At 39.4% G+C, this 22,101-nt stretch carries 14 protein-coding genes; 4 read left to right on the top strand and 10 right to left on the bottom strand.

The window, feature by feature from the left end:
• Positions 1 to 30 precede the first annotated feature (30 nt).
• From KDU71_RS11925 to KDU71_RS11910, 4 genes are all read right to left on the bottom strand, one after another.
• Positions 31 to 1,701 (bottom strand): RagB/SusD family nutrient uptake outer membrane protein, encoded by a 1,671-nt coding sequence (locus KDU71_RS11925; RefSeq protein WP_212191215.1) that lies wholly within the window; start codon positions 1,699 to 1,701, stop codon positions 31 to 33.
• A gap of 27 nt (positions 1,702 to 1,728) precedes the next feature.
• Positions 1,729 to 4,698 carry a SusC/RagA family TonB-linked outer membrane protein gene (locus KDU71_RS11920; RefSeq protein ID WP_212191214.1) on the bottom strand — a complete coding sequence of 990 codons (2,970 nt, stop codon included), beginning with the start codon at positions 4,696 to 4,698 and terminating at the stop codon, positions 1,729 to 1,731.
• Between the two features lie 26 nt (positions 4,699 to 4,724).
• Positions 4,725 to 5,642, bottom strand: coding sequence for a discoidin domain-containing protein (locus tag KDU71_RS11915; protein ID WP_212191213.1), 918 nt, complete (start codon positions 5,640 to 5,642; stop codon positions 4,725 to 4,727).
• Positions 5,643 to 5,853: 211 nt separating this feature from the next.
• Positions 5,854 to 6,432, bottom strand: coding sequence for an RNA polymerase sigma factor (locus tag KDU71_RS11910; RefSeq protein ID WP_212191212.1), 579 nt, complete (start codon positions 6,430 to 6,432; stop codon positions 5,854 to 5,856).
• A gap of 280 nt (positions 6,433 to 6,712) precedes the next feature.
• On the opposite strand from KDU71_RS11910, the gene KDU71_RS11905 reads away from it, so the two are divergent.
• Both KDU71_RS11905 and KDU71_RS11900 read left to right on the top strand, forming a co-directional pair.
• Positions 6,713 to 10,789, top strand: a complete 4,077-nt coding sequence (locus KDU71_RS11905) for a hybrid sensor histidine kinase/response regulator transcription factor (RefSeq protein ID WP_212191211.1) — start codon at positions 6,713 to 6,715, stop codon at positions 10,787 to 10,789.
• Between the two features lie 113 nt (positions 10,790 to 10,902).
• Positions 10,903 to 12,516 carry an ABC-F family ATP-binding cassette domain-containing protein gene (locus KDU71_RS11900; RefSeq protein ID WP_212191210.1) on the top strand — a complete coding sequence of 538 codons (1,614 nt, stop codon included), beginning with the start codon at positions 10,903 to 10,905 and terminating at the stop codon, positions 12,514 to 12,516.
• 87 nt (positions 12,517 to 12,603) lie between these two features.
• On the opposite strand, the gene KDU71_RS11895 is transcribed toward KDU71_RS11900, so the two are convergent.
• Complete coding sequence (locus tag KDU71_RS11895) at positions 12,604 to 13,641, bottom strand: fasciclin domain-containing protein (protein WP_212191209.1); 1,038 nt, start codon at positions 13,639 to 13,641, stop codon at positions 12,604 to 12,606.
• Between the two features lie 304 nt (positions 13,642 to 13,945).
• Positions 13,946 to 14,485 carry a GNAT family N-acetyltransferase gene (locus tag KDU71_RS11890; RefSeq protein ID WP_212191208.1) on the bottom strand — a complete coding sequence of 180 codons (540 nt, stop codon included), beginning with the start codon at positions 14,483 to 14,485 and terminating at the stop codon, positions 13,946 to 13,948.
• A gap of 152 nt (positions 14,486 to 14,637) precedes the next feature.
• Between KDU71_RS11890 and KDU71_RS11885 the strand changes: the two genes are divergently transcribed.
• Positions 14,638 to 15,378 (top strand): lysophospholipid acyltransferase family protein, encoded by a 741-nt coding sequence (locus KDU71_RS11885; protein WP_212191207.1) that lies wholly within the window; start codon positions 14,638 to 14,640, stop codon positions 15,376 to 15,378.
• A gap of 115 nt (positions 15,379 to 15,493) precedes the next feature.
• Entirely contained in the window at positions 15,494 to 17,266 is a 1,773-nt protein-coding gene (locus tag KDU71_RS11880; protein WP_212191205.1) for a hypothetical protein, read from the top strand.
• Positions 17,267 to 17,305: 39 nt separating this feature from the next.
• On the opposite strand, the gene tilS is transcribed toward KDU71_RS11880, so the two are convergent.
• The 4 genes from tilS to pepT form a co-directional block, all read right to left on the bottom strand.
• On the bottom strand, positions 17,306 to 18,634 hold the full coding sequence (tilS, locus tag KDU71_RS11875; protein WP_212191203.1) for a tRNA lysidine(34) synthetase TilS: 1,329 nt from the start codon (positions 18,632 to 18,634) through the stop codon (positions 17,306 to 17,308).
• An 8-nt stretch (positions 18,635 to 18,642) separates the two neighbouring features.
• Positions 18,643 to 19,944: an anthranilate synthase component I family protein gene (locus KDU71_RS11870; protein WP_212191196.1), complete on the bottom strand. Its 1,302-nt coding sequence runs from the start codon at positions 19,942 to 19,944 to the stop codon at positions 18,643 to 18,645.
• Positions 19,945 to 20,122: 178 nt separating this feature from the next.
• Positions 20,123 to 20,755: a peroxiredoxin gene (locus tag KDU71_RS11865; RefSeq protein WP_212191194.1), complete on the bottom strand. Its 633-nt coding sequence runs from the start codon at positions 20,753 to 20,755 to the stop codon at positions 20,123 to 20,125.
• Positions 20,756 to 20,836: 81 nt separating this feature from the next.
• The gene (pepT, locus tag KDU71_RS11860) at positions 20,837 to 22,066 is read right to left on the bottom strand and encodes a peptidase T (protein WP_212191192.1); all 1,230 of its coding nucleotides are present in this window, start codon (positions 22,064 to 22,066) and stop codon (positions 20,837 to 20,839) included.
• Positions 22,067 to 22,101: the final 35 nt, after the last annotated feature.

The raw sequence follows: 22,101 nt of genomic DNA, 5'->3' as shown, positions 1-22,101 counted from the left end.
AAAGTCTCTTTAAAATTATTCAGGCAAATATTATGGATTCTGAATCAGATTTGGCATCGCCAGAATCTGTGCTTCAGGAATATAATCAACTACCCTCGGATGATTAGCCGGTACTGTCAGTAAGGCATTTGAACCTTTATCGTGTGTACCCGGGTATTTGCGATCAAGTGTCAGACCATTACGGAAGATATCGTAACGACGGTGAGCTTCATAGGCCAACTCCAGGCGACGCTCTTCCAATACCACTTCAAGTATAGTCATACCATCTGGCACTTCTGTATAAGTTGGAATACCCGCACGTTCTCTGATTACATTTACATCTGCCAAAGCACCATCCACATCATTAGCTTTTGCTTTTACTTCTGCACGATTCAGATACATTTCTGCCAAACGAGAAATAATCGGTGAGAAAAGTTGTGGTTGTCCTTCCTGGTTCGAACATTTAATAACGAAATACTTAGGATAACCATTACGAACTTTCATCTTCTTATCGATACGTACATATGTCTTTCCATTAATATGATCACCTTCGGTAATATAATACTTCATTACTCCATTCACCTCTTCAGTCATCACAGCATGAGTACCCCCATTGTATTCATACTCCCAGGTACCTGCATTATCAGTTACTGCGTACATCTGAAACATTCTTGAACCAGCTGGAGATGCTTTATCATATGAATAAGTTAACTCATAGGTACCATCATCCACGTACTGCGGCTCAATAAACTTATGTCTGCGGTCCTCTGGATTCTTGTCCAACAAATCGCGGTATGGTTCTGAAGCATACATTTCTCCCCAACCAACACCATCAATGGTAGCATACATACCTCCAAAGGCATACCAGCCGTAGTCATCTTCATCTTTCAGGGCACGACAGGCAAAAATTACTTCCGGATTATCCTCTGGCACCATTGTTGGAAAAGTTTCATAAGCTGAACCTGTAAGTAAAGAGAAATTACCAGATTCAATTACTTTAGTTGCATATTCAGCAGCCTTTACATTTTCTTCCATATAAAGATAAACGCGCGACAACAAAGCATTCGCAGCCTGCTCAGAAGCATAAATCGGATACTCACTATCCACTCGTTTAAACTCATTCATCAAATCAGCAGCCGTTTCAAGGTCTAAAATTATTTGCTCATAAACCTCTTTCACACTAGCTCTTCCTGGTAAATTATCAACATCTGGTTCTGCATCCAGGATAATAGGCACACCCATATTTCCATCAGGATCCTGGTTGTAAGGTCTTCCCCAAATAGTTACAAGATTCAGGTAGAAGAATGAACGCAAATAATACATCTCTCCAATCACATGGTTCATGCGAGGCGTACCCTCTTCTGCATTAGCAATAACTTTATTAGCATTTACAATACCCTGATAACAGGTTGACCACAAACTATTCAAATGCCCATTAGTTGGAATATGCTGATAGTTGTACATGTAAAACAAAGGGTCAGTAGTAGAACCGCTTAATGCAATGTTATCACCTCCAAATTCACCATGAAAATGGTATGGACGCATAAATTCATTCTTTTTCAACAAGGCATAAGTACCCAAAGCAGCTGCTTCAATTCCTAACTCATCAGCAAACACTTTGTCATCTGATAAATCCTGAAAAGGTTCTCTGGTAATATCGCAGGCAGTTATTGAAAATGCCAGCAAAATTGCAATAATAGAATATATTTTTTTAGTTATCATACTCTTAAATTAAAAAAGGATTCATTGTTAAAAATCTACTTTTACGCCAAACAGTACCTTTTTCGACAAGGGATACAGAGCGCCTGATTCAGGATCCATTCCCGACCAATCGGTAATCGTAATCAGGTTATCAGCGCTGACATATACCGAGGCATTTTTAATTTTTAAACGTTCCGCCAAAGTTTCCGGAATTGTGTACGACAGGTTCACATTACGTAAACGAATGAAACTGGCATCTTCGAGATAACGGGATGACACTTTGTTGGCATTCACACCACCATCAAATGGTCTTGGATGAGTAGCAATATCACCTGGTTTTTCCCAACGGCTCCAGCCATCCATCAGGTTCATGTTATTGAATCCGACATAAGAACCATCACTGTCGAATAACTCGCGGTTGCTGTTATATTTATACACATCACTGACGAAAGAAATATTGGCCGTCAAAGTAAAGTTATCAAAAGTGAAAGAGTTTAATATACCTCCAATATAGCTAGGTGTACCTTTAGTTCCTGTGAACTGAAGGGTTGCGTCTGCATAATCAGAAGTCAGACTCACTGTTTCACCAATCACATTCCCTTCTTCATCCACTTGTTCTTCAACTTTCTCCCACAGCGGATCACCATTGTTAGGATTCACTCCATACCATACGCGCTGATAATATGAATCCATATCGTAGCCTACTTCAAACCGGGTATTACCACGATTCACTGCCTGATCATCGTATAATTCTTCAACTCGGTTTTTATTGTATGCCAGGTTAATGGTCATATCCCATGAGAAGCGATTTCCTTTAATGATTTCTGGTGAAATACTTAATTCATATCCTCTGTTACTAACCTGTCCAACGTTCATCCAAACACCATTATACCCAGTCATTGCAGGCAGTGGCACATATGTCAACAGACCGTCACTATTCTTGTAATACAAATCCAAGTTTAATCCAACGCGGTTGAATAAACGTGCGTTAATGGCCGTATTATAAGTGGTTACTTTTTCCCAGCTAATATCTGGATTTCCTTTTTGATAAGGTGTGGCAGCACCCTTTCCGTTATACTGGTCAACAAAAGCATAATAACCAAGATACTGAAATCCACTTGGTGCATTACCAATTTGACCCATACTCGCAGAAAGCTTCAGTACATTTAACCACTCAATATTTTGAATAAAGTATTCGTGGTGAGCATTCCATCCTAAACTGGCAGACCAGAAGTTACCATATTTATTGTTAGGACCGAAACTACTTGAGCCCTGACGACTAAATGAAGCTGTAGCGAGGTATTTGTTATCATAGGCATACTGAACATTCGCCATCAGGTTTTGTTTGGCACTCTCACCTTTATAACCACCAACGCTTAATGCTTCAGCAGTAGTGTTAAGCACCTGAAGACCACCACCAACACCTTTTCCGGCAGCTGATGTATTCTCTGTGTAATAATCACTATATTCCCAGGCCACAAAAGTATTTACCGAATGAAGTCCAAAATCTTTTTGCAGGCGAAGTAACTGGTTGGTAAAGCGTCGTTGAGTAAAACTATGTGATTCAGAATAACTACCGTTATTGGCCATTCCTGCGAATGAACGTGGATCCGTATAATAATCGCTCTGACCAAAGGTAAGCGTAACATTATTCATTGAGGAGAATGTCAACCAATCGTTAATTTTATAATCCCCCCCAACATTTATACGGAAATTGTTACCACGTGAAGTACCGTAGTTGTATTGCAAATCGTAAAGGTAGTTGTTATTGTCACGACCATACCAAACCTTACCATTCTCTAGCAGATAGTCTTCTCCTGCTTCAGTTCGTGGATCCAATACAGAACCATCTGGAAGATATGGCTCATCCCATGGCATGTAGGTAAACATGTTATAAAGCGAATGCTCCTGATTGTACGTTGTACTGTAATCACCTGAAAGGTTTAATCTGATTGATAGTTTATCAGTCGCATTAATATTCACGTTACCTAGCGCTGAATATCGGTCGTATTCAAACCCCTTTATGGTACCAGTTTCCCCGTAATAGGTTCCGGACAGATAGGTGCTAATTTTCTCACTACCACCCGAATAACTAACATTATACTCCTGAGCAACACCTGTTTGCGTGCCATTTTCAAGCCAATCAGTGTCTGTTCCTAAGACATCTTCAGTAACATTTGGATTCCAGGTCTTTTGATAGTCGTACAACTCCTGTGAATTCATAAGAGAAAAGTTACCCATGTTGAATTTAGAGTATCCACGCGAAGCATTCACACTAATTCTCGACACGCCATCACCTGTCTTGGTCTGTACCAGTATTACTCCATTGGCACCTAAAGAACCGTATAACGATGTTGCAGATGCATCCTTAAGTACAGTGATACTCTCTACATCATTAGGACTAATTCCTGGATCAAAATTACCATATATAATGCCATCTACTACCCAAAGCGGTGCTGTAGGACCTGATAGAGAACCTTTACCACGAATGGTAATATCCGTAGAGGCGCCTGGTCTACCACTTGTTGAAGAAGCATAAACACCGGCAACCTTACCTTGTAACATGGATGATACACTAGGTGTAAAAACATCTTTAAGCTCCTTGTTATCAATCGCAACAGCCGAACCAGTCAAGTTAGATTTTTTGATGGTACCATAAGCCACAACCATAACTTCATCCAGACTCTCTGTATCAGGATTAAGAGCCACATTAATCACAGACTGGCCGGCAACAGGTATTTCTTGTGTTTCGTAACCTATAAAAGAAAATGCTAAAACGGCTTGCTTATCACTTATCTCAAGACTATAATTTCCATCAAAATCAGTGATCGTACCTGTGGTTGTTCCTACAATTGCAATGGAAACTCCAGGTAGCGCCTCCTGTGTGGCAGCATCTGTAACCTTTCCACTCACTTCAAACGTCTGCGCATTGGCACAAAACGATGCCAGCAGCATAACGATCAAAAGGTTTAAAACCTTGAATCGCCCTTTTAATATTATTGACTTTATATAATTCATTATTTATCGTTTAATCTTGTTAGCTATTAGTAAGGCAGTAAACCATCTTCAAACACCTGCAATTCAGCCATGTGCGTACATGTACCTACACGACTTCGCGTATTCAAAATCCGGATTCGGAAGTACTTGGATGTATAATTCTTGTCAAAGGCAATAACGTTTACTTCTGGTTGTACTAGCGCGTTAATAACTTCAGCAGACTCCCAAACGGTTGTAAAATTCACTCCATCAGAACTGGTTTGCAGATCAAACTGATCAGCATCATTACCATTAGCTCCTCCAAAGCGAGTCATAAAATTAAATCCACCAATGCTTTTTTCCTCAGAGAAATTGATTTGAATATGTGCAGGCAAAGTAACTCCAGCAATCGACCATGCTGAGTGCCAGAAAGTAGCCGGATCACCATCCACAAGACCTTCTTTTGGTCCTTCATATGGTTCCTGAACATGTGTTTCAATCATATCAGCAGTCAATGTATGGAAGGTTTTTCCTGCCTTACTGGTAAATGTTATTGTTTCGCCATAAGAAACACCTGCGGCATTAGCCACATATGAACGAACACTATAATCAGTTTTTGAAGATAAATCCTTAAAATCTATTGAGTAATCCCAATCTTCTTCTAAAATCCCATCTTTAGTATACTCACCCACTGGGATATAATTATCATCAATGGTAGGCTCGCCTTCTCCTTTTATCCAACAAACACCGATAGCTAAAATGTTTGAACCGCCATCAGAAGTAACAGCTCCGTTAACCACAGCGCTAACATCCTTTATGTCTGTAACACTTACAGTTGTTGTAACCGGTAAACTACCTCCTTCATCATCACTTTCACAACTCGTTAATGAAAAAACCATTAAGGCCATGGCGAAAAAATAAATCCCAATAAAATTCCGCTTCGGAATCTTTGGACATTTACCTTCACTAATTCTTCTTTTTTTCATAAAATTTAATTTTTAGATTAACATTAATACAGATGTAAACTTTCAGTTCGTTTCATTTACAACTCTGACGAAACCAAAAGAAGGACACCCTATATGCGATGTTAAAATAAATTAAAATTCAAGAAAGAAAACCACATAAAGCATTGACAAACAATACATTGCGGTCTTAATAAATTTTTAAAGAACTATAAAAAAAGTTAATGAGAAGAAATCATCGGATGACACCCAACAGTAGAAGCAACAAAGGAAAATACTCTTTAAGCTCTGACCTCAAAGATTTTAAAGCCCTACTCAGCAAGGCTTCAACCGCTTTTACAGAGATATTCATTTTTTTAGCAATTTCGGGATAGGTTAAGTCTTCAAAACGGCTGTATTCGAAAGCCATCCGGCAGCGTTCGGGCAAATTAGACAGAGCAATCACTAACTCCTCTTCAAATTCATGAAGCATAACCACATTCTCGGTTGAATTTTCAGCATGGGTTTTACCTGATTCATGCTCATTATGAGCTTTTGCAATCACTTTCTCTTTTCGCAAATAATCGATACACTGATTTCTAACCATGAAGGATAGATAGGCGGGAATGTTTTGTATCTCGGTTACCTCACTGCGCTTTTCCCAGAATTTAATAAAGCAATTTTGCACCAGGCCTTGAGCTGTATCCAAATCTTTCAGGTACAGCATAGCTTGCGCACAAAGTCCTTTATAGTGCTTTCTGAAGATGTAGTCAAAAGCTCTTTCCTGACCACTTTTTAGCTCGTGTAATATAAAATCGCTGCTATTGTACCCCAACTGCCGATTATGAATAAATTCGACTCAAATATAAAAATAAAAGATCCACAATTCAAAGACATGAACACAGGTATATGGCTTCAAATATTGCAATCCAGAGCCACATTTCAACATACCTCTATGCTAATCTATGCATTAGTTATAAACACCCATATTTCGCAAAAATGGAAAAACTTTTAAAAGCAGTACGTGATTCCTTACTATATTCAGGGATTTATATCCAACTAATATTTTCCTATATATTTGCTTCAGATTTGTCAACCCGAAACACTGCTGACACATGATGCAACAGAAAGTCTTAAAAACTATCCTAAACATTATCATCGTATTCATCTCTCTGAATAATACTACTAACAGTAATGCTTCGGAATTAGCAAACTTTATTCATCTAACGGCTGAAGTAGGTCGGAAGCAAACCATCATTACCAATGTAGTTGAAGATTCCTTGGGTTACTTATGGATGGAATCAAAAATGGGCATACTTCGTTTTGATGGATATGACTATAAACACTACAGCAATAACCAGATATTTGGTTTTGATGGTTATACTTCCTCAATACTAGGCATAACAAAAGATAGTAAAGGACAAATTTGGTTTGTTGCAAAAAATGGAAAAATTTCAAAACTGCTTAATTCAGAACATTTTGAACAGTACAGATTAGGCTATGTTCATTTAAAGGATAAAAGTGAGCTGACCTGCATGCAGATGACCGAAAAGCGTTTATGGATTGGCACTAATAGAGGCGCTGTGCTTGGATTAAACCTTAAAGATTCTTCAAACATCACCTTCGATATACACACTCCAAATGAATCAATAATATCAGTTTCAAAAGCTAACAACAATACAATTTGGTTTAGCACCAATAAAGGCCGTGTATTTAATGGCAACCTAAGCACCAAAGAATTCGTTGAGCTAAAGCTCCCTCGAAGCAATCAGTACAACAATGTTATGCTTACTACCGATATAAATGGGAACTTATGGATTGGAACAGAACTATTTGGTCTATACTTCTATGATACCAAATCTTCAACATTTAAACAGTTTAATAATAAATCAAACGCTTCCCGCTTAGTGCCCAGTAACATGATTATTACCATTTTTAATGACAGACAGGGCATTATTTGGGCTGGCACCGATGGCGGCGGTTTATACCGAATAGACCCTCAAACTCATAACCTAAAGGTATATAACCATTCTAAAGCTAATCAATTCTCTCTTCAAAGCAACACAGTAATTGGGATCAGTCAATCGAAGAACGATGACATTTGGGTCTTTACAAATTATGGTAACATAAATATTCTTCCTGCCGAATCTTCAACAATAGGCTATCATAGTGGCAGTATCTCAGGCTCCCCCAGCAGAATTTTATCTGTATTAAAAACACGCAGCAATAGGCTGTGGCTTGGAACAGATGGTGAAGGAATAACTATTATTGATGAAAATGGTGTTCCGCAAAGGCAATATTTAGCTGGCTCTAAAACTGCAAATGGTCTTCCTGGAAATTATATCCAGGCAATGCAAGAGGATAAACAAGGTAATATCTGGATTGGAACATACCTGAATGGATTAGCAATCTACGACGACAAAGCAGGCATTTTTTCACACGTGCCGACTTCTAATTACACAGACCAGCCATCTACAGACATCCGGTCTCTTTACATCGACAAACAGGAAAGAGTATGGGCTGGCAGTAATACCGGTATTTTTATTTTTTCTAAAGACGCTAAACAACTAGCCTACTTTCCCAAAAATAAAAACGGTCTTATAGGTGATATCGCTGAAGTTTTTATGGAAGATGAAAATTCTAACATATGGATTGGCATGTATGGCGGTGGCATTGCCCAGTTTAATGAAGCAGAGGACCTTAACAAATCTACATTCATAAATCATAACATTTCCATTAGTAACAATCCGGCAGGAAACAGTGTATATAATGGCGTTGCCGATAAGCTTGGTAACCTATATCTCATTAATTCAAATTCAGAACTTATTAAATTTAATATTGCCAGTAAAAAAATCGTTCCAATCGAGGGTTTTACTAACGACAAGCTTAGCCAGGTGCTTAGCATTATAATGACTGATAAAGACAATATATGGACATCAAGAACAGATGGCATTGCGCATATTGATTTGGCAAATAAAGAATACTATAAGTACACCCAAAAAAGTGGCGCACTAAAGGGAGGCTATCTTACAGGTAGTGTTTATAATGACAAGAATAAAATTTTATACTTTGGAGGTGTTGATGGTGTTAATTTTTTTGATCCCTCGCTCATGAAAACACAGCGAACAAAACACCATCTCTACATCAATCACCTAACCATTATTAATCGCGATGCTCAACAGCTCATACCTAATCAATTGACTGAAGGCATAGAACACTTGGAATCGATAACACTAAAGCCCAATCATAATTCTTTCACCATACAGTTTTCGGTGATTGACGACTACCTTGAGCCTGACTATTATTATGCCTACAGACTAAAAGGATTTGATAATAATTGGATGGCTAATGACAACCAGCGCACTGCAACCTATACTAATATTCCGCCCGGCGAATATACTTTTGAAGTTAAGGCTGGAAGCACAAGAAATGAGTGGGATATTGCCCCACAGTCGTTAACGATTAAAATTCTGACACCAATAGGTTTTCGATGGTGGGCAATTACTCTTTACATTATACTGGCAGTCGTCATCGGCTATTTTATCATACGCTACTTTCTTTTGTGGACCAGGCTAAAAAGAAAACTAATGATGGAAGAGTGGCAAAATGAAAAAAACAAAGAAGTATATGCAATGAAAATGAATTTCTTTGCTAAAATGTCACATGAAATTCAAACACCACTGACCTTAATTTTGTCACCTCTGGAAAACATGATTGACAGGGCTGAAGGTAACCTGTTATTAAGTCAGCGTTTAAAAATAATCAGAAATAATGCCAAACGTTTATCCAAGATTGCGTATGAACTGGCAACCATTAGAAATAAGGAAGTTGGTAAACTAAAGATCAAAGCCAGCAGAAATAACCTGGCTCAGGAAATTGATAATATTGCTCTTTCCTTTACAGAACAAGCTCAATATAAAAGAATCAATTTTAACATAGAAGGTGTTTCTAATCAGGAAATATGGGTGTGGTACGACAAGGATAAAATCGAACACGTCGTTTACAATTTACTAACCAATGCCTTTAAATTCACACAACCTGAAGGTGAGATTACATTAACGATATCCGAAGATACTTCTCTAAATGCAGCAGTAATAACGGTATCAGATACAGGCATTGGTATTCCTCAAAAAGACTTGCAAAAAGTATTTGACCTGTTCTACCAATCACCAGATGGAGAAAGGATTGGGGGAACCGGCATCGGATTAGCACTTTGCAACGAACTAGTAGCTCTGCATAAAGGAGAAATTAATGTACGTTCACAAGTTAACAAAGGAACCACCGTAACTATCTCCCTTCCATTAGGCAACCAACATTTCGGCAATGAAGAAATAGTACCTGTTCAGGTTGAAAACAAGAATTTTGTTCAGACTAAAATTGAAACATCTGACAACCAAAGAGTAGAACAACCAACAAATGACAAAAACAAAAAAAATATAATGTTGGTTGAGGACAACTACGAAATGCTGATGTTTCTTGAAGACAGCTTTCGGCCAGACTATAACGTATGTAGTGTTCAAAATGGCAAGGAAGCCCTTAGCTCAATCGGCAAATTTACTCCAGATATTATAATCAGTGATGTGATGATGCCCTTAATGGATGGGATAACGCTTTGTAAAACGCTCAAACAGCAAAAAAACACACGCCACATTCCTATTATATTATTAACTACGAAACATGCCGTCAGTTCCAAATTAGAAGGCCTTAAATTTGGCGCCATCGAGTACATTAACAAACCGTTTATTGTAAAGGAACTGCTATTAAAAGTTAATAACATACTTAGCTCACAAGAAAACTTAATTGAAAAATACCGCACTGACATTCTCACTAATAGCAAAGAAATAGAGGTAGACTCTCCTGACGAAGTATTTCTCGAATCAATTTTACGTGAATTGGAAAACAACTTTGAAGATCCTGACTTCAGATTAGAAGAGTTGGCTTCTAAGCTAAACATGAGTTATTCAAATATCTACCGCAAGTTCCAAACCCTCACAGGTAAAACACTGGTTGACTTCCTTCGCTCTTTCAGGTTGCAAAAAGCGGCTTCTCTCCTTGAAAAATACAATTTCACCATTGCTGAGATTGCTTTTCGTGTAGGCTTTAACGACCCAAAATATTTCTCCAAGTGCTTTAAGAAGGAATATCAAAAAACACCTCGTGAATACAAAACTGACTCGAAACAAGATTATTAATAGTAACACTTGAGAAACTTAACATCCATCATTCCAACCTTTTTTAACACTATATAGGCCACTATTCAAATAAAACTTCCTACTTTTGCGCCCTGAAAAAATCGAGTTGCAACATGATTACAGTTTCTGATTTAGCCATTCAGTTTGGCAAAAAACCTTTATTCTCAGATGTTAACCTAAAGTTTACACCAGGCAATTGCTACGGTTTGATTGGTGCCAATGGTGCCGGTAAATCTACTTTCCTGCGTATTCTTTCGGGCGAATTAGATTCCACACGTGGTAACATCAAAATGGAACCAGGTGAGCGTCTGTCCGTTTTAAAACAGGATCACTATGCTTATGATGAGTTTACCGTTTTAAACACGGTAATGATGGGTCATAAGGAAATGTGGGACCTGATGCAGGAAAAGGATGCCCTATATATGAAGCCCGATTTTAATGAGGAAGATGGTATGAAGGCCGCCAAACTGGAAGATGATTTTGCGGCAATGGGAGGTTGGAATGCCGAAAGTGATGCAGCTGAATTATTAAGTGGCTTAGGTATTAAAGAGTCGCTGCATCATCAGCAAATGAGCAGTCTCACTGGTAAAGAAAAGGTACGTGTTCTGCTGGCTCAAGCGCTATTTGGCAACCCGGATAACCTGTTACTCGATGAGCCAACCAACGACCTGGACCTAGAAACAGTATTGTGGCTTGAGAATTACCTGGCCAACTTTGAAAATACGGTGATAGTTGTTTCTCACGACCGTCACTTTCTGGATAATGTATGTACCGACATTGTGGATATTGACTATGGCAAAATCCGTATGTTCTCTGGTAACTATAGTTTCTGGTACGAATCAAGCCAGCTGGCTGCACGCCAGTTAGCTGCTCAAAACAAAAAAGCTGAAGAAAAGAAGAAAGAGCTTCAGGAGTTTATTTCACGCTTTAGTGCCAATGTGGCTAAGAGTAAGCAAACAACCAGCCGTAAAAAGATGCTGGATAAGCTTAATATTACAGAAATTCAACCTTCAACACGTCGTTACCCAGGAATCATTTTTCAGCCATCACGCCCGGCAGGTGATCAAATATTGAAGGTGGAGAACCTGAGTTACTCCATCGATGGCGAAGTAATGTTTAAAGATGTGACATTTAACATCGAAAAAGACGAGAAGGTAGTTTTCATTTCGCGAGACAACCGCGCAGTAACAGCATTTTTCCAGATTATTAATGGCGAAAAAGAAGCTGAATCAGGTATTTTCGAATGGGGACAAACCATTACCAGTGCTTACCTGCCAATGGATAATACAGAGTTTTTCCAGAAAGACATAAAACTGTACGATTGGCTGGCGCAATTTGCTAAAGACACCTCTGAAGATTATATGCGTAGCTTCCTGGGTAAGATGTTATTCTCCAACGATGATATCGAGAAGAAAGCCACCGTACTGTCCGGAGGAGAGAAAATGCGCTGTATGATTGCACGTATGATGATGGAAGAGCCTAACATGTTAATCCTGGATCACCCAACCAACCATCTGGATTTGGAATCTATTCAGGCCTTTAACAACAACATGAAAACATTCCCCGGGCAAATCCTGATGGCATCACATGACCATGAGTTTATTAGAACGACTTGCGGACGTGTTATCGAACTAACGCCTAATGGTATTGTCGATAAATTAATGGATTTTGAAGAATACCTTTCAGACGAAACCATTAAAGCAGTGCGCGAAAGCAAGTATCAATAAGCACACAACAAACCGATATACTACAATAAGGGAAAGGGGTAAAACTGTAGCTGTTTACCCCTTTTTTATTTGAATGATTTAAGGTACCTATGGAAGTGTTGGTAATATCACACGGTCAATAACATGAATGACACCATTTGTTCCCTGAATATTTAGCAATGTACCTACTAATCCGGCTTCCCTGCTATTTGCATCAGTAATAGAGGGAATGGTCACATCAATAGCAAATGTTTCGCCTTGTAAGGTTGGTACATCCGCCGGTCCAGCAGGCAAGTCACTTGAATAAACCCTGCCATCAACTACGTGATACAATAAAACCTGAGTTAATAAATCAACCGGAATATCGTCTAAACTATTTACATCAGGACCAAGTTCATCTAACAAAGCCACAAATGCATCATCAGTTGGTGCAAAAACAGTAAAAGGTCCACCTGCTGCAAGCGTTTCTGCTAAATCAGCCTTGATAACAGCCTGCACTAAAATCGAAAATGCTTCATTTGCCTGAGCAATTTCAACAAGATTTTGAGTAGGAGGAAGTAACACCTCATCAATGATATGAATTATACCATTCAGGGCTCGTATGTCTGCATATTGCACTTCGGCATTGTTAATCATCACGCCATTATCGAGGTTAACCTCAAAAGCCGCTCCATTTAATGTGGGAACAAAACCATTACTTAATTGAGTGGATTTAACTTTACCAGCAACAACATGGTATAGAAGTATAGTTTTTAATTGTTCGCTAGGCACTTCCCTGATACTTTTAACACCAATTTGGTCAAAAAGCTTTTCAAATGCTTCATCTGTTGGAGCAAAAACTGTGAACTGATTACGAACAACCGTACCGAATAGACGAGTTTTAAATAAGGCATACGTCAGGTTTCTGAAAGTTGGGAATTTTCTCCACCGCTTTAAATCACTATTTCCGTCTTCCTGCAAAAATTCAGGGTTCTCTGTAATCATCTCAAGGGTAGTTTCGATATCATACAGTTGCTCTTCTGTGTCGTTCTCAGGAGCTACGCTTGCATCTTTCTCACATCCTGCAAAAATTACGGCGACGGCCAAAAAACCTACCAGGAAAAATTGGCTCACTAGTCTGTTACTCTTAATCATCGACTTATCCATATCTCTAAGTTTAAAGTGTTTACACCAACCTAACTGTAGATATGTATTTTTGTTTATTTATTTTTATCATTTATTAAACAAACATATTACTAAAGCTTCCGTAATGCAGTAATAACAGTACACCTCAAGATTTGTTAATTAATGTTAACAAGGCAATAAGTGCTAATTTATCATTCTGATTTCAATACAAAAGCACTTACGCAAATATTAAAAATTACCCTGCTGATTGGTGCAGACGGTTGTAAGTTCTCTCTATGTACAACGCCGGCTGCGCGTCCTCAACGACAATGTAAAGAGGAGCCTGCTAACACAAATCATCTTTCAACTTACTATACACTCTTAAGTCAAAATACTTATTTTCCCCGAATCGCTCACCTGCTCTTTCTACGCCTTCAAAAACGAAGCCCAGCCGTTCGGGAATCTTCTGACTGGGAACATTACCTACAGCACACTTGATTTGCACTCTATTTAATCCCAATCTACTAAAAGCATAACCACACAGTATTCGTGCACAAAGGGTTACAATCCCTTTCTTTTGATACCCCTCTGATAACCAATAACCTATTTCTGACTTACGATTTAAGCGATCCGTATCTTTAAAACCTACAATACCGGCAAACTCATCCTCAAACCAAATGGTAAAGATTTGTTCGCGCTCACCTGCTGGCTGCTGCAGTATTGATTTTATAAATTCATCTGTATTTCGCTGTTCCTTTGTTCCAGCCACAAATGGCAGCCATTTACCCAAATAGTCCCGCTGCTGGTCAATAACTGAAAAAATAACAGGTGCATCTGCCTGATTGATCTCCTTTAGGATAATATGTTGGTTAACTTCTATTTGCATGCCAAGTAGTTTATGTCAAATTTGCGAAATATAACGAATTATCAGACGTGTAACAGATTTTAATGGTTTACAACAATAGATAATAGTAACATATGCGGCGATTATCGTTGTATTTTTGTTTTTTTGTGGCTTAATAAATAATAAGCACACCAATGAGAAAAGTTTTAGGGTTTCTTTTAACTCCCATATTCCACCTTTATTTTGGACTGGTATTAGTTATCTTTCACCCCTTCCAGGTAATCGGACATAAGCTATTTGGCGACCATGCACGACGAAAAGTAGTGGATACACTCAATTTCTTTTTAGTTAAAGGCCTTTATATTATGGGTTGCCGGATCAAATTTTCGGGTTTTGAGCAGCTACCTGAGGGACGCCCCGTCATCATCGTTTCCAACCACCAAAGCTTGTATGATATACCGGCTGTTGTGCATGGGTTCAGAAAATACTATCCTAAATTTATATCAAAGATTGAACTGGGCAAAAACTTGCCAAGTATCTCTTATAACCTCATTCATGGTAAATCAGCCTTAATTGATCGTAAAAACGGCTCTCAATCGGTTAAAGAAATATTCAAACTGGGCCGATTGATTCAGGCAAATAACTATGCTGCCTGCATTTTTCCTGAAGGCACCAGAAGCAAAACGGGTCGTGTGAAAAAGTTTATGACGGCTGGCCTTAACACCCTTTTAAGAGCAGCTCCCGATGCTATTATCATTCCATTTGTAATAGACGGTCATAGCCGAATGATGTATAAAGGCATGTTTCCCCTGAAATTTGGCGAAAAAATAAGCTATACCGCCCTTGAGCCAATAGAGCCAAAAGGTAAAGATGTAGAAGAGTTGACTGCTGATATTCAGCAGTTAATAAAAAATAAATTAGAACAGTCTGTTTGAACAAAAGCAACAAATATTCTAAAATATTGAGATTGAATAAGAAACGACCTGCAGGTCGTTTTTTTTGTACCCAATATTGATGTATCTTCGGGCATCTAATAAACCATAATTATCAATGGACTTTTTGAACAAACACACTTTCCATATTCCGGTACTCGGACTTGGATACACTCTGGATACACCTATTAAGGTGGCTCCATACGGCATTTCGTCCGTTATTTCCTTGGTTGATGACAAACTTATGGAGCAATTACGCGAGTTCTATTGCGAGAAGTTTGACATGCCATTTAAAGCTATTTCGGAAAAAGTAGATGATTTCAGAGCTAAGCGCATTACTTCTTACCTGAACATGGTAGATGAAATTGTGACGGCTAAAGTGACTGATTTAAAGAAATCGGCGCTTGATAAAGGCAGTGAATTGGAAAAATATTTCAATATGTTGCCCGATTTAAGCTCCATAAAAGAGAAATTTAAGCTGAGTGACAAAAGCCGCCAGATAAAAGAAGAAGTAAACAACTGGATTCAGAACCACTTGCATGTTGGTGAAATTGATGTCAACATCATGACAAAACTGGATAAGGTGAACTATAAGGATGGCGAAGCTTTGCCTATTGAGTTCAACGATGCCCACGCAGCACTAAGGGGATTTGCCAACAGTAACTTAAGTTCTTCACTGGTTCTTTCGGCAGGCATGAGCCCCCGTTTATACAGTTACATCGAGAAGTTTAAAGACTTCTTCCCTGATGTAAATGGTGAACTGAAAAAGAAGATTATTCTGAAAGTTAGTGATTTCAGATCGGCACTGGTACAAGGAAAAATGCTTGCAGCCAAAGGTCTGTGGGTATCTGAATACCGTATTGAGAGCGGGGTCAATTGTGGCGGACATGCCTTCCCTACCAACGGTGTTTTATTTGGCCCCATACTGGATGAATTCCGCAAAAACAGGGACAAGCTAATTGAAACCTGCAGAGGCGTTTACGAGTCAGCCCTGGCAAAGAAGGAACTCAACACTCCTGCACAAACTCCAGAAATAAAAGTGACTGCCCAGGGTGGTGTAGGCACCAATGAGGAGCACCGTTTGCTAATGGATCACTACAAAATGGACGGCGTTGGCTGGGGTACACCTTTTATGCTGGTACCTGAAGCAGTAAGTATTGACACTGCTACCCTGCAGCTTCTTAAAGATGCTAAGGAGAAAGATTTATATTTCAGTGGCCTGTCTCCATTGGGCGTTCCGTTCAACAGTGTTAAATGGGCATCAATGAGTGAGCAACGCCTGGCTAATGCGCAAAAAGGTGAGCATGGCATGCCTTGTACCAAGCAATTTCTGAAGTACAATACTGAATATACCGAGAAACCTATCTGTACGGCTTCTAAGCAATACCAACGTAAAAAACTGGCTGAGCTGGATGCTTTAAATCTGCCCGAAGAAGCGCACAACAAAGCCTATGCTGATATTATTGAAAAAGAGTGCTTATGTGTTGGTTTAGGTGTGTCTCTATTGGAATCGAAAAATATTCCTGTCGGGCCAACCGATAAGGTAACGGTTTGTCCGGGACCTAACCTGGCTTATTTTTCAAAAGAATCCAGTTTAACTGAAATGGTTGACCACATATATGGCCGCCAGGATTTATTGGATAAGCGTCCGCGACCACACATGTTTTTAAAAGAGCTGGGTATGTATCTGGATATTTTCAAAAAACGCATGGATGAATTTCTAAGCCAACCGGAAGATACCAAAGAAATGAAGCAGCTGACAGCCTTCCGTAAAAACATAATGGAAGGAGTTAATTACTACACTGAGCTTTTTAAAGAAAAGAAACAAGAAGTAGTGATTGAGTTGGAACAACTACTGAATAGTTATCCTGTAATAAAGAAGGAACTATAATAAACAATAAAGGCCTTAAGAGATATTCTTAAGGCCTTTTTATTGCAACTGAATCTCCAGTATACGTTTGGTACGTTTCATCACTTTATAGCGTTCATCAATGCGCTTGCCAAGTACCCATACAATGTTCTCACCACTTAATATCAGCCAGGCATCTTCTTTATCTTTCAGGCTATATTTTTCATCGATGAAAAAATCGCTGAGCTTCTTAAAATTTTTCATCCCCAATGGCATAAACGCATCACCTTGCTTCCATTTGCGCACAAGCAAAGGTAAATCTACCAGGTCTGCATCTAAATGAATGAGCTCTGGCTTTCGTGAAAATGAAAAATCTGCCGGTTTTTCATATACCCGAATCGTCAGGGTCTGCTCCCCAACATTTAGTCCTTCCTCAATCCAAAAGTGCTGCACCCCTATTTCCTCGATGGGCAATACCAGCAGATTATGGCGATCTTTAATCAAACGATATGAATCACTAAAAAACTGCTTACCTGATAAGCCTTCCAGATGCTCAAGCACCTCCTTAACGACCGATGAATTAAAGCCATATGGTCGCAGTAACTCAAATAGCAGAGAAGCATAATAAGGATACAGCTTTAATTTGGAGATGGGGATAATGACCGTACCCTCTTCATCGACAACCTCATTGGTTCGAAAACGTTCAACCTCCCCCTCCAGCATCAATTCGGTATCCTGTAAATGAGCCATATTCATTTGCATGGTATCAAAAAAAGCAGGATTGATGGACTCTAGCACCGGTATCACTTCATGACGCAGTTTATTGCGTATGAAACGGCAATCATCGTTGGAAGCGTCATGACACCAATCTAGATTATTTTTCTCACAATAACGTTCTATTTGCTCCCTGGTGAAAGGCAACAAAGGCCGAGCAATATTATTATTACGGAAGCTAATGCCTGTAAGTCCCTTTACTCCGGTTCCTCGCACCAAATTAAGGAAAAACGTTTCGATGGAATCATTGCCATGATGTCCGGTCACAATGGTATTATATCCTTCATCATTGATTATTTCCTGAAACCAGTTATAGCGCAGTTCACGTGCTGCCATCTCAATCGAAAGTTTATTATCAGCGGCAAACCTTTGCGTATCAAAGGTGGTTTTATAAAGCTGTATTGCATTCGCATTACAATAGTCAGTCACCAAGTGCTCATCACTATCCGATGCATCGCCCCGTAACTGAAAATTACAATGAGCAGCAGCCAGCTGGCAGCCAGCTTTCTGCAATAAATGCAACAAGGCCATTGAATCAGCTCCGCCACTAACAGCCACTAACAGCTTATCGGTTTCTGCCACCTGACACTTTTCTGCTAAAATATTTTGTATCGCCTGGGGCGTTATTGCATACATATCAACTTCTATTGCTCAATGTTAAACACTTTCATTATGGCAGATGCTTTCAACAAACACTCTTCGTACTCCTTTTGTGGCTCAGACTGGTTTGTTATAGCACCACCCACCATAAAAGAAGCACATTGCTTTTTACGGTTATATAGTAAACTACGAATAACCACATTGAAATCAAAATCGCCCTCCGGTGTTACATAGCCAATAGTACCACTATACAGGCCTCGTTTACTGCTTTCGTATTTCTCAATCAGCTGCATCGCACTAACCTTTGGCGCACCGGTCATTGATCCCATCGGGAAAGACGCTTTAATGGCATCCAGCCAATTATAAGATCCATCCAATTCTGCTGAGATAGTTGAAATCATCTGGTGCACCTGCTTAAAAGAATAGATACCGCAAAGCTCATCTACTTTCACAGAACCGCGTCTGGCTACCCTCGACAAATCATTGCGCACCAAATCAGTAATCATGATATTTTCGGCCTGCTCCTTTTCCGAGTTAATGAGATAGCGTTTGTTGGCTCTATCAATAAAAGGATTATTATCGCGGGGAGATGTACCCTTTATAGGTTGAGAAACCATTCGGGCACCTTCCTTTTTAAGATAGCGCTCTGGTGAAGCGCCCATCAAAAACTTATCATGGTACTTAACGAAGGAAGAAAAAGGCGTTGGCGATATCGTTTTTAATCGCTCGTATACGCATTGAGGCATTAAATCAACATCCTGAATAAAGAACTCCATGCAATAGTTAAGCTCATAAATATCGCCACGTTGAATATGCCATAACACTTTCTCAATGGCCTCCAGGTATTCGGCATGCGATACCTGATGATTCAATTTAATATCTCCCAAGGGCTCCTCGGTGAGGCAAATACTTTCAAATTCACTTATATAGTTTTTCACAGATGACTCATCGTCATAATCATCAAGATAGCCCACCTGCCAACTATTACCATCATTTAAAAATAAGTAACGTGGCCTGAAGAAGTACATATCAGGCATTTCAATGCGATCGGGGTTATCAGATAAAAGCTCCTCTAATTGATTCTTGACATCATAGGCCAAAAAGCCTAATATCCAGTCTTGATACTGATCATGAAATAGCTTTAACTGATGAATATCGTTAGTACAATCACCAACACTCTGCAAGCCAGCCACAAAATCATAATTAATATCACTTTTTACGCAGGCAGGAGACTGAAAACCATTACTATCTAAAATAACAGCTGCCCCCTCGTTACGCGAAGCCTGGCATATTTGCTGTTTGAATGTACGCTCATCACCGGGATGAATATTAAGGTACTTACGCATTTCACAAAAATAAGAAAAACAATTGTGTCAGCTTTTCTCACTTGCATGAGAAATGGCATAAGCCATCAGGAAACCTTCAACATTATATCGATATTCTAGCTGAATTGCGTTACTGACTTGCATAAAAAAAGCACCCTCAAACGAAGGTGCTTCTTATAACTCAGTATAAATGTATAAATTACTTGCTTCCCAAATAGTCGGCAATACCTTCCTGAGTAGCAGTCAGACCTTTGTCGCCTTTGTGCCAGTCAGCCGGACAAACCTCACCGTTTTCTTCAAAGAATTGCAAAGCATCAACAATACGGATAGCTTCTTCAACGCTACGACCTAACGGCATATCATTTACCACCTGGTGACGAACAACACCTTCTTTATCAATCAAGAACAATCCACGATAAGCCATTGGCGTGCCATTGAATACAATCTGTCCATCTTCGTTGTAGTCATATTCACCAGCCAACACATCGTAGTTTTCAGAGATGGTTTTGCTATTATCTGCCACCAATGGGTATTTAACACCTTTGATACCGCCATCTTTAGGATCTGTTTGTAACCACTTCCAGTGAGAGAATTCTGAATCAACAGAAACACCTACCACTTCAACATTACGCGCTTCAAACTCTTTCATTTTATCCTGAAATGCAATAATCTCTGTTGGACAAACAAAAGTAAAATCTGCCGGATAGAAATATAAAATAACATACTTCTTACCTTTAAACTGCTCCAATGAGAAGTTCTCAACAATTTCACCGCCGTTAACCACAGCACTTGCGCTAAATGAAGGGGCTTGTTTTCCTACTAATACAGCCATAATTTTATTTTTAATCGTTAAACTTATTTTCTTAATTAAAACCACTCTTCAAACAAAAATGGTCAGGGGATGTTCAACGATTTAGTGTTTTTTTGCAACTAATTCAGCTATTTTAAGAATTACCTCAACGGCCTTATGCATGCTCTGCACCGGCACAAATTCAAAACGTCCATGGAAGTTATGCCCTCCGGCAAAAATATTCGGACAAGGCAGCCCCATGTATGAAAGACGCGAACCATCAGTTCCTCCGCGAATTGGCTTTACAATTGGCTTAACACCTACTTCCTCCATGGCCTGCTTGGCAAAATCAACCACGTACATTACAGGCTCCACCTTCTCGCGCATGTTATAATACTGATCTTTTATGTCAACACTGGCAGTGCCTTCACCATATTCAGCATTTATCTTATTAATCAGGTGCTGCACCTCGCGCTTGCGGTCTTCAAAACGATCACGTTTAAAATCACGAATGATATACACCAGCTCCGTTTTTTCCACATCGCCATTAAACGACATCAGGTGGTAGAAACCCTCGTAACCCTCAGTATGTTCAGGTGTCTCGTGGCGTGGTAACATTGTAATGATCTGATTTGCTATTCGGATTGAATTACGCATCTTGTTTTTGGCATAGCCCGGATGCACCATTCGTCCGTTAACTGTAATCTTAGCTCCTGCCGCATTGAAGTTTTCATACTCCAACTCACCAATTTGTGAACCATCCAAGGTATAGGCAAACTCAGCACCAAACTGCTTCACATCAAAATGGTCGGCCCCGGCACCAATTTCCTCATCAGGTGTAAACCCGATGCGTATCTTTCCATGCTTAATTTCAGGATGATTAATCAGGTATTCAGCTGCTGTTACAATCTCGGCCACTCCAGCTTTATCATCAGCTCCCAAGAGGGTTTTACCATCAGTCACCACCAAATCCTGTCCTATGTAATGCTCAACTTCAGGAAAGTCAACTGCCTTTAGAATAATATTTTCTGATTCATTTAAAACGATATCACCTCCCTGATAGTTACTAATCACCCTCGGCTTAACGTTCTTACCTGTGAAATCGGGGCTGGTATCCATATGTGCAACAAAACCAATAACGGGCACATCCTCATCTGTTGTGGCCGGCACGGTGGCCATTACATAACCATTATCATCCACACTTACTTCCTCCAGACCAATGGTCTTTAACTCTTCAGCCAATGCTATTGCAAATTCCATCTGCCCTGGTGTTGAAGGCGTCAGACCAGTATCTGTATCTGACTGCGTGTCCACCACCACATATTTCAAAAATCGATTCAATACTTGTTCCATAATTTTATACTGATAGCTAATGGCTATAACCACTA

Source organism: Carboxylicivirga sediminis (genome assembly GCF_018156225.1).
Classification (GTDB): Bacteria; Bacteroidota; Bacteroidia; order Bacteroidales; family Marinilabiliaceae; genus Carboxylicivirga; species Carboxylicivirga sediminis.
Note: the sequence above shows the minus strand (reverse complement) of the source record. Positions and strands in the feature narration are given on the sequence as shown.

Coding starts and splice junctions, on each gene's coding strand:
- KDU71_RS11925 (WP_212191215.1), bottom strand. CDS start 1,701: ATGATAACTAAAAAAATATATTCTATTATTGCAATTTTGCTGGCATTT.
- KDU71_RS11920 (WP_212191214.1), bottom strand. CDS start 4,698: ATGAATTATATAAAGTCAATAATATTAAAAGGGCGATTCAAGGTTTTA.
- KDU71_RS11915 (WP_212191213.1), bottom strand. CDS start 5,642: ATGAAAAAAAGAAGAATTAGTGAAGGTAAATGTCCAAAGATTCCGAAG.
- KDU71_RS11905 (WP_212191211.1), top strand. CDS start 6,713: ATGATGCAACAGAAAGTCTTAAAAACTATCCTAAACATTATCATCGTA.
- KDU71_RS11900 (WP_212191210.1), top strand. CDS start 10,903: ATGATTACAGTTTCTGATTTAGCCATTCAGTTTGGCAAAAAACCTTTA.
- KDU71_RS11895 (WP_212191209.1), bottom strand. CDS start 13,641: ATGGATAAGTCGATGATTAAGAGTAACAGACTAGTGAGCCAATTTTTC.
- KDU71_RS11890 (WP_212191208.1), bottom strand. CDS start 14,485: ATGCAAATAGAAGTTAACCAACATATTATCCTAAAGGAGATCAATCAG.
- KDU71_RS11885 (WP_212191207.1), top strand. CDS start 14,638: ATGAGAAAAGTTTTAGGGTTTCTTTTAACTCCCATATTCCACCTTTAT.
- KDU71_RS11880 (WP_212191205.1), top strand. CDS start 15,494: ATGGACTTTTTGAACAAACACACTTTCCATATTCCGGTACTCGGACTT.
- tilS (WP_212191203.1), bottom strand. CDS start 18,634: ATGTATGCAATAACGCCCCAGGCGATACAAAATATTTTAGCAGAAAAG.
- KDU71_RS11870 (WP_212191196.1), bottom strand. CDS start 19,944: ATGCGTAAGTACCTTAATATTCATCCCGGTGATGAGCGTACATTCAAA.
- KDU71_RS11865 (WP_212191194.1), bottom strand. CDS start 20,755: ATGGCTGTATTAGTAGGAAAACAAGCCCCTTCATTTAGCGCAAGTGCT.
- pepT (WP_212191192.1), bottom strand. CDS start 22,066: ATGGAACAAGTATTGAATCGATTTTTGAAATATGTGGTGGTGGACACG.